A 6,591-nucleotide genomic window follows, 5' to 3' on the forward strand; every position below is an offset into this window, starting at 1 on the left:
AAAACACAAAAAATACCTCGATTCTGAAGTCGAGGTATCTTTTTTTACATTTGCACAATCTTGCGATAGCTTCTTGAAGTAATCATGAAAATCAGCACATAGGCGATGAGGAAGATAGCGCAGATAGACAAGGTTACAGTCAACATCATAGTCGTATCCAGTACACCAATTACTTTTAAAATCAGACTAAGCATATGGTAGGCAAAGGCTAGATGTAGGAAGGCAAAGAGCAAAGGAAGGAAGAATACAGTTAAAACCTGTTTGTTGATGGTTTGCTTGATTTGCTTTTGATCCAAACCGACTTTCTGCAAGATAATAAAGCGCTCACGGTCTTCGTAGCCTTCAGAAATTTGTTTGTAGTAGATGACCAGAACGGTTCCGACCATAAAGATAATGGATAGGAAAATACCGATAAAGAAGACACCACCAAATAGGGCACTCATCTGAGTACTAGCATCTGATAAATTACTACCATAAACATAGCTACCTTCAGTGTTTAATTGAGCATTAAATTGATCGAGGTATTTATCATACTCCTCAGCGACCTTGAGTTGTTCTTCTTCACTGGCATTTACATTTATGCCACCGTAAAACTGATTATAGATAGCCGAATCTGGGAATTGATCCAAAAAGGCTTGTAAATTAGGTACAACAAGGTAATTGTAATCAGCAGTCAAAATATTAAACTGATTTGGGACATGGTTGACAATAAAATCTGTATTAAATTCTTCTTTGACAGAAAATTGATGATCATTCAGAGTTAGAGTTTTCTGTTCTTTAACTCCCTCATTCTTTGCAAAGAGTCCGACCTCATTTCCTGATAGAGACAGTTTTTGACCAGTCATATTTTCATAATCTTTTTGGTCAAATACCATGAAAACTGTTGTGGGTTGGACACGATTTTGTCCTTTTTCAAAAAGGGTTAACTTATTTCCTTCTTGGGCCGCAACACCAAAGTAAGTGTAACGAATCACTTCTTTCTCTTTAATCTTATAACCTTTGTCACTTGCAAACTGGCTCAAGAGTTTGTCCAAGTCTTCTTTTTCAACATTTTGCCCTGAAACTCCAAAATCATGAGGATTTAGAACTTTTTTAAAGGATTCTGCGGAATTGAAAATGCTTGTCGCTGCTGACATGGTTACCAAGACCATTGTTGACAAAATAGCAATAGTTGCAAGGCCCACCGCATTTTTCTTCATACGGAAAATCAAGTTGGAAACAGAGATGAGGTTATTAGGTTGGTAATAGTATTTCTTGTTTTTCTTTAAGATTTGAAGGAAAACGGTAATCCCTGCATTGAACAAAAGATAGGTACCAAAGATAACCAGTAAAACAGCTATGAAGAAGGTTGTTAAGGCTGTAAGAGGATCTTTTACCGTAAGGGCAAGATAATAGCCAATCCCTAAACTAATCGAACCAAGAATCGTTTGGAGAGGTAGGAAACGACCTTTTTTCTCTCCGCTTGCTTTCTCACGAGAGAGCTGAAGGGCATTCATACGGGCGATTCGAAGGGCATTCAGGAACATGAGGCCTAGGAAAATCAATCCAAAGACAAGAAGTACTGCAATGACAACATTCATTTGGAAGGTAGCGACCAGCTCAACCTTCAATTTCATCAGTTTGAGCAAGAAAGCGAAAATTAACTTGTCAAACAAGGCTCCAATACCGATACCCGCTCCAACAGTTAGAATCCCAAATACCACTAACTCCTTAAAGGTCATACTGATAAGATGACGCTTCTCCAAGCCCAACATGCCATAAATTCCTAGTTCCTTGGAACGGTTCTTCATGACAAAACTATTGGCATAGAGGACGATAATAGCTGACGCAAGGGTGACGACAAACATACCAAATCCAAGTGTAGCCTGAATGGTTGTTCCTCCACGAATTTCCGCAATCTTAGGATTAAAGGTTAGAGAGTAAAAGAGATAGGTCACTGTGACTGCCAAGAGAACAGCCAACGCAAAAGGATAGTAGAGTTTGCGGTTTTTAATCAAGTTCGATACCGCTAACTTATTGGTTAATCGAAACATACTAATTCACCTCGCTTGCCATGACAGTCAAGGTATCAGAAATTTCTTGGAACATCTGACGTTCTGTCTTCTCTCCACGGTAGATTTGATTGTAAAGAATGCCGTCTTTGATAAAGAGCACACGCTTAGCTCTGCTAGCTGCTGCTGTGGAGTGGGTTACCATGAGAATGGTTTGACCGCGCTCATTGATTTCATCAAAGACATCAAGTAAGGCTGCAGAGGACTTGGAATCAAGGGCTCCTGTTGGCTCGTCCGCAAGGAGAATTTCAGGTTCTGTGATGATGGCGCGGGCTACTGCTACACGCTGTTTTTGCCCACCTGAAATCTCGTAAGGGTACTTCTCTTGCAATTGGTTGATGCCTAGATTCTCAGCTGTCACCACCAATTTCTTCATCATCTCCGTAATAGGTCTTCTTGATAAAACTAAGGGAAGCAAGATATTGTCCTTAACAGACAGAGTATCTAGTAAGTTAAAGTCTTGAAAGACAAAGCCCAACTTTTCACGACGGAAGCTAGAAGCCTGTGAATTTTTAATGGTTGCGGTGTCCGTTCCATTTAAGTAAACCTGCCCACGAGTTGGTTTATCCAGCATAGCTAGAATATTGAGAAGAGTTGATTTACCAGAACCAGACTCACCCATGATGGCAACGTAGTCTCCCTTTTCTACGGTAAAGTGAATATCCTTGAGGGCCTCTACTTGGTTGCCCTGAAAACGAGTTTTATAAATTTTTTGAACGTGTTTTACATCTAAAAGTGTCATGAGAATCTCCTTTCTTAATATCCCATCAAATGAAATGTTGCTTGCATCATAGCGCATCCTAGCTGAACGCGCTCGATTTCTTTGTGACTTGGTTTTCTTGTTTTCTTCTGTAAGATTTGTTTCATGATGTTACTCCTTTGTTCTTTATGAGTCTAGTTTACATCAAAAAAAGACCGCTTGCCATAACCTAACCTTACAAAAGAGACTTTAATCTTACATTTTTGTAAGATTGGGGGAAATGTAGGCAAAATTACTTATAAAATGATTTGATTTTCTATTTTTAAAATTGTAAAATATAAGTGTGAAAAGGCTTACTTTGGAAAGGAGGAAGCGGAACTATCATTTGAGTAAGCTTACCTAGATAACATACCATTAAATTTAACACTTGCAAGTCGTTCTACCTATAAGGAAAGAAGGTGCGCTTTAATGAAACATAAAGAACATATACTCATCGGACTTCTCTATCTGCTCTCTCCATTCATCGGTCAGCTCTTAGTTGAAAAAACATACTTTATCGGTACAGAATTTACAGCTACTGCTTATGCTATTTGCTGGTTATCAGTTGTTATCAGCATCCACCATTTTTCAAAAACAGTTTTCTCTCAGCATGAAAAATCAGATTAGAAATCTAAGTTCAAAATAATATTTTTAGTTTACAGATGAGACTGGCGAAATATTATTAAAAGTAAAAAAGCTTTAAATCAAGCAGTTTAGACTATTGATTTAAAGCTTTTTGCCTATTCCAAATCTTTTGTAGAACCTCACCAAAACCAGCCTTCATTGTCGTCAATGGCTTGGGCTTCTTTGCGTTTACGTGGGCCTGTTCCGTACATTTCTGCTTCGATTTCTTCCTTGGTTGGCATGATAGAAGCTAGGATGATATAGATAATCACGCCAAGTCCAAAGTTTGCAACTGTAAAAATGGCAAACAAGAAACGAACAAGGGTAACATCAAAGTTCCACTTGTCTGACAGACCTGCCAAAACTCCTGAAATCATGCGATTTCGTCTCATTTTATAAAATTTACTGTTCATGATATTTCCTCTTTCTGCTAGGTTAGTCATAGTATATCACGGGTAGGCTAGGCTTTCATCAGTCCTCAGGCTGATTTATCAGAAGCAATTTACCTCGACAAAGTCCACAGCGATAGCGTTTGGTATCAATCCTTCTCTTGCGCTGATACCTTTGCTGGCAGGATTGGCAACGATAGAGCTTGATTGGGTTAGAGTTGCTATTGGGTAAGGATGGTACAAACCGTAATCCATCCACTGCTTTCAAAAGTTCCTTAAAATCCCGATCCTTATGTTGATAGCCCTTCCCTTGGAAATAGAGGTGATAATGACAGAGTTCATGGCGGACAATTTTCCTAAAAACATCCAGACCCAGTTCCTGATAAACCTTGGGATTAAAATCCAGATGCCCATCTTTGGGGAAAAATCGCCCACCTGTCGAACGTAGACGAGAATTCCACTGAGCTTGATGGATAAAAGGTCTGCCGAAGTCTTCTAGTGAAACCTGCTTGACGTAATCAGTCAGTTTCATTTGGAGCCAGGAGCGACAGATTGACTTTTTCACGTTCAGTATCAATTTTCTTGACCCAAACGGTCACCAAATCTCCGACTGACACCACTTGGCTGGGATGTTTAATAAATTTACGACTCATGTGGGAAATATGAATCAAGCCGTCCTCGTGAATCCCAATGTCAACGAAGGCACCAAAGTCAACGACGTTACGCACCACACCTTCTAGCTTCTGACCAACCACTAAGTCTTTGATATCTAGGACATCTTGGCGAAGTACAGGTGCGTCAAAGGAATCACGGAAATCTCGACCTGGTTTGAGAAGGTCTGCAATAATATCTTTAAGAGTTTCTGGACCAAGGTCTAACTCTTGCGCCATTTCTTTGACTGAAAGGGACTTGAGTTTACTTTGGGCTTCTTCATTCAAGTCTGTAATATCCAAACGTTTGAAAAGTTCCTTAACGGCAGCGTAATTTTCTGGGTGAACTCCTGTATTATCAAGGATATTGCTACTTTCAGGGATACGAAGGAAACCAGCAGCCTGCTCAAAGGCCTTGGCTCCCAGACGAGGAACTTTCTTGATTTGGGCGCGTGAAGTGATTTTTCCTTCTTCTTCACGGTATTTGACAATATTTTCAGAGATGGTTTTATTGAGTCCAGCTACGTGTGAAAGAAGAGCTGGGCTGGCCGTATTGACATTGACACCAACTTGGTTCACCACGGTCTCCACGACAAAGTCTAGACTTTCAGACAATTTCTTCTGACTGACATCATGCTGGTATTGACCAACGCCGATTGACTTAGGATCGATTTTGACCAATTCAGCAAGGGGATCTTGCAAGCGACGGGCAATAGAAATGGCAGAGCGTTTTTCAACGGTCAAGTCTGGAAATTCCTGACGGGCTAATTCACTGGCAGAATAGACCGAAGCGCCACTTTCATTGACGATAACATAGCTGACTTCTGGAAAATCTTTAAGAACTTCCGCTACAAAAGCTTCACTTTCACGACTGGCAGTTCCATTTCCGATGGCAATAATCTCTACACCGTATTGACCAATCAAGTCCACCAAATCTTTCTTGGCTTCTTCGATTTGACGAGCTGATGCTGGTTTGACAGGATAAATGACCTGAGTTGTCAGCATTTTTCCTGTTGCATCAACGACAGCTAGCTTTGCTCCTGTACGAAAGGCTGGGTCAAATCCAAGAACCACACGCCCTTTCAGTGGAGCAACCAAGAGGAGATTCCGCAGGTTGTAAGAAAAGAGTTGAATAGCTCCTTCTTCTGCTTTTTCAGTTAATTCTGTCCGAATACGGCGCTCGATAGCAGGTAAGACTTTTTTCTTAACAGATTGCTGAACAACTTCATCTATATAGGTATTTTTTACCTTGAAACGAGCAGCAAAGAAGGCAAGGATACGGTCCGTCGCATGTTCAAAACCGACCTTCAAGACACCTAGCTTCTCCCCACGATTGAGAGCCAAGGTACGATAACCCTGCATATTTCCAACCGTCTCTGAAAAATCATAATAAATCTGAAAAACCTGCTTTTCATCAAGACTTTCATCCTTGACTTGAGAAGTGAGTTTAGAGTGTCTCAGCACCTCTTGATAAGTCATGGAACGCAAGGTCATATCTTCCGATAAGGCTTCAACCAAAATATCAACTGCACCAGACAATGCTTCCTTACCAGTCGCAAATCCTTCACAGACAAACTTTTCAGCCTCTTTTTCTAAATCAGCTACATTCTGCAAAATCAAGCGAGCAAGTGGGAATAGTCCGGCTTCACGGGCAATAGTTGCCTTGGTTCGACGCTTTTCCTTGTATGGAAGATAGAGCTCTTCAACATCTGCTAGTTTTTCGGCTGCTAAGATTGCTTCTTCCAACTCCTTTGTCAACTTGCCTTGTTCTTGAATTTTAGCCAAGACAGCTTCCTTACGGTCGTTGAGGTTAGTCAGACTTTTATCCAAGTCAATAATGGCCTTAATCGCCACCTCATCCAGACTACCAGTCATGTCCTTACGATAACGCGCGATAAAGGGAATAGTCGCCCCTTCAGCTGTCAAACTTAGAACGGTATCAATTTGCTTTAACGTCACTCCCAAATCTTGGGATATTTTTTCATATTTTTTATCCATAAATCTATTATACCACAAGCTGAAAGGCTTTCTCCAATCCTTTTTATACTCAATAAAAATCAAAAAGCAAACTAGGAAGCCAGCCACGGGTTGCTCAAAACACCGTTTTGAGGTAGTAGATAAGACTGACGAAGTCAGCA

6 protein-coding genes are annotated in these 6,591 nt (G+C 40.5%); 1 reads left to right on the forward strand and 5 read right to left on the reverse strand.

What is annotated here, in order from left to right:
* Window positions 1–44 precede the first annotated feature (44 nt).
* Both WKI42_RS09160 and WKI42_RS09165 read right to left on the reverse strand, forming a co-directional pair.
* The gene (locus tag WKI42_RS09160; RefSeq protein ID WP_368081762.1) at window positions 45–2,033 is read right to left on the reverse strand and encodes an ABC transporter permease; all 1,989 of its coding nucleotides are present in this window, start codon (window positions 2,031–2,033) and stop codon (window positions 45–47) included.
* A gap of 1 nt (window position 2,034) precedes the next feature.
* Complete coding sequence (locus tag WKI42_RS09165) at window positions 2,035–2,793, reverse strand: ABC transporter ATP-binding protein (protein ID WP_000173372.1); 759 nt, start codon at window positions 2,791–2,793, stop codon at window positions 2,035–2,037.
* A gap of 426 nt (window positions 2,794–3,219) precedes the next feature.
* On the opposite strand from WKI42_RS09165, the gene WKI42_RS09170 reads away from it, so the two are divergent.
* Window positions 3,220–3,417, forward strand: coding sequence for a hypothetical protein (locus WKI42_RS09170; protein ID WP_368081763.1), 198 nt, complete (start codon window positions 3,220–3,222; stop codon window positions 3,415–3,417).
* A gap of 137 nt (window positions 3,418–3,554) precedes the next feature.
* Here the strand turns inward: WKI42_RS09170 and WKI42_RS09175 are convergent, their stop codons facing one another.
* Genes WKI42_RS09175 through WKI42_RS09185 form a run of 3 tightly spaced genes read right to left on the reverse strand, consistent with a single transcriptional unit; the run spans window position 3,555 to window position 6,451 of the window.
* On the reverse strand, window positions 3,555–3,827 hold the full coding sequence (locus WKI42_RS09175) for a PspC domain-containing protein (protein WP_001085044.1): 273 nt from the start codon (window positions 3,825–3,827) through the stop codon (window positions 3,555–3,557).
* Window positions 3,828–3,885: 58 nt separating this feature from the next.
* Window positions 3,886–4,335, reverse strand: coding sequence for a SprT family protein (locus WKI42_RS09180; RefSeq protein WP_368081764.1), 450 nt, complete (start codon window positions 4,333–4,335; stop codon window positions 3,886–3,888).
* A complete protein-coding gene (locus WKI42_RS09185; RefSeq protein WP_368081765.1) occupies window positions 4,322–6,451 on the reverse strand; it encodes a Tex family protein in 2,130 nt (709 codons plus the stop codon). The genes WKI42_RS09180 and WKI42_RS09185 overlap by 14 nt, the downstream gene beginning before the upstream one ends.
* Window positions 6,452–6,591 lie beyond the last annotated feature (140 nt).

The sequence above is a fragment of the Streptococcus pseudopneumoniae genome (assembly GCF_038148935.1).
GTDB lineage: Bacteria > Bacillota > Bacilli > Lactobacillales > Streptococcaceae > Streptococcus > Streptococcus pseudopneumoniae_U.

What these genes read in the sequence shown, in the direction of transcription:
- WKI42_RS09160 (WP_368081762.1), bottom strand. Translation starts at nt 2,033, where the DNA reads ATGTTTCGATTAACCAATAAGTTAGCGGTATCGAACTTGATTAAAAAC.
- WKI42_RS09165 (WP_000173372.1), bottom strand. Translation starts at nt 2,793, where the DNA reads ATGACACTTTTAGATGTAAAACACGTTCAAAAAATTTATAAAACTCGT.
- WKI42_RS09170 (WP_368081763.1), top strand. Translation starts at nt 3,220, where the DNA reads ATGAAACATAAAGAACATATACTCATCGGACTTCTCTATCTGCTCTCT.
- WKI42_RS09175 (WP_001085044.1), bottom strand. Translation starts at nt 3,827, where the DNA reads ATGAACAGTAAATTTTATAAAATGAGACGAAATCGCATGATTTCAGGA.
- WKI42_RS09180 (WP_368081764.1), bottom strand. Translation starts at nt 4,335, where the DNA reads ATGAAACTGACTGATTACGTCAAGCAGGTTTCACTAGAAGACTTCGGC.
- WKI42_RS09185 (WP_368081765.1), bottom strand. Translation starts at nt 6,451, where the DNA reads ATGGATAAAAAATATGAAAAAATATCCCAAGATTTGGGAGTGACGTTA.